The 1151-nt window shown below is 45.2% G+C and carries 3 protein-coding genes; all 3 read right to left on the reverse strand.

Features of this window, described 5'->3' with window-relative positions:
* A partial coding sequence (locus DS742_RS29315; protein ID WP_117420269.1) for an Ea8.5 family phage-derived protein occupies positions 1–209 on the reverse strand: 209 nt, incomplete at its 3' end.
* A gap of 191 nt (positions 210–400) precedes the next feature.
* On the reverse strand, positions 401–949 hold the full coding sequence (locus tag DS742_RS28500; protein WP_117420270.1) for an ead/Ea22-like family protein: 549 nt from the start codon (positions 947–949) through the stop codon (positions 401–403).
* Positions 946–1104 (reverse strand): TraR/DksA family transcriptional regulator, encoded by a 159-nt coding sequence (locus DS742_RS28505; protein ID WP_229041931.1) that lies wholly within the window; start codon positions 1102–1104, stop codon positions 946–948. Before DS742_RS28505 ends, DS742_RS28500 begins: the two co-directional genes overlap by 4 nt.
* Between the last annotated feature and the right edge of the window lie 47 nt (positions 1105–1151).

Genomic DNA, 1151 nt, shown 5'->3' on the forward strand with positions numbered 1-1151 from the left:
GTATCAGTCATTTCTCGCACATTGCAGAATGGGGATTTGTCTTCATTAGACTTATAAACCTTCATGGAATATTTGTATGCCGACTCTATATCTATACCTTCATCTACATAAACACCTTCGTGATGTCTGCATGGAGACAAGACACAGGATCTGCACAACATTGATAACGCCCAATCTTTTTGCTCAGACTCTAACTCATTGATACTCATTTATAAACTCCTTGCAATGTATGTCGTTTCAGCTAAACGGTATCAGCAATGTTTATGTAAAGAAACAGTAAGATAATACTCAACCCGATGTTTGAGTACGGTCATCATCTGACACTACAGACTCTGGCATCGCTGTGAAGACGACGCGAAATTCAGCATTTTCACAAGCGTTATCTTTTACAAAACCGATCTCACTCTCCTTTGATGCGAATGCCAGCGTCAGACATCATATGCAGATACTCACCTGCATCCTGAACCCATTGACCTCCAACCCCGTAATAGCGATGCGTAATGATGTCGATAGTTACTAACGGGTCTTGTTCGATTAACTGCCGCAGAAACTCTTCCAGGTCACCAGTGCAGTGCTTGATAACAGGAGTCTTCCCAGGATGGCGAACAACAAGAAACTGGTTTCCGTCTTCACGGACTTCGTTGCTTTCCAGTTTAGCAATACGCTTACTCCCATCCGAGATAACACCTTCGTAATACTCACGCTGCTCGTTGAGTTTTGATTTTGCTGTTTCAAGCTCAACACGCAGTTTCCCTACTGTTAGCGCAATATCCTCGTTCTCCTGGTCGCGGCGTTTGATGTAGTGCTGGTTTCTTTCCCGTTCATCCAGCAGTTCCAGCACAATCGATGGTGTTACCAATTCATGGAAAAGGTCTGCGTCAAATCCCCAGTCGTCATGCATTGCCTGCTCTGCCGCTTCACGCAGTGCCTGAGAGTTAATTTCGCTCACTTCGAACCTCTCTGTTTACTGATAAGTTCCAGATCCTCCTGGCAACTTGCACAAGTCCGACAACCCTGAACGACCAGGCGTCTTCGTTCATCTATCGGATCGCCACACTCACAACAATGAGTGGCAGATATAGCCTGGTGGTTCAGGCGGCGCATTTTTATTGCTGTGTTGCGCTGTAATTCTTCTAGTTCTGATGCTGAAT

Origin of the sequence: Lacrimispora amygdalina, assembly GCF_003432035.1 — a bacterium.
Taxonomy (GTDB): domain Bacteria; phylum Bacillota; class Clostridia; order Lachnospirales; family Lachnospiraceae; genus Lacrimispora; species Lacrimispora amygdalina.

Excerpts from the sequence above, each read along its gene's own strand:
- DS742_RS28505 (WP_229041931.1), bottom strand. The coding sequence starts at position 1,104 with ATGCGCCGCCTGAACCACCAGGCTATATCTGCCACTCATTGTTGTGAG.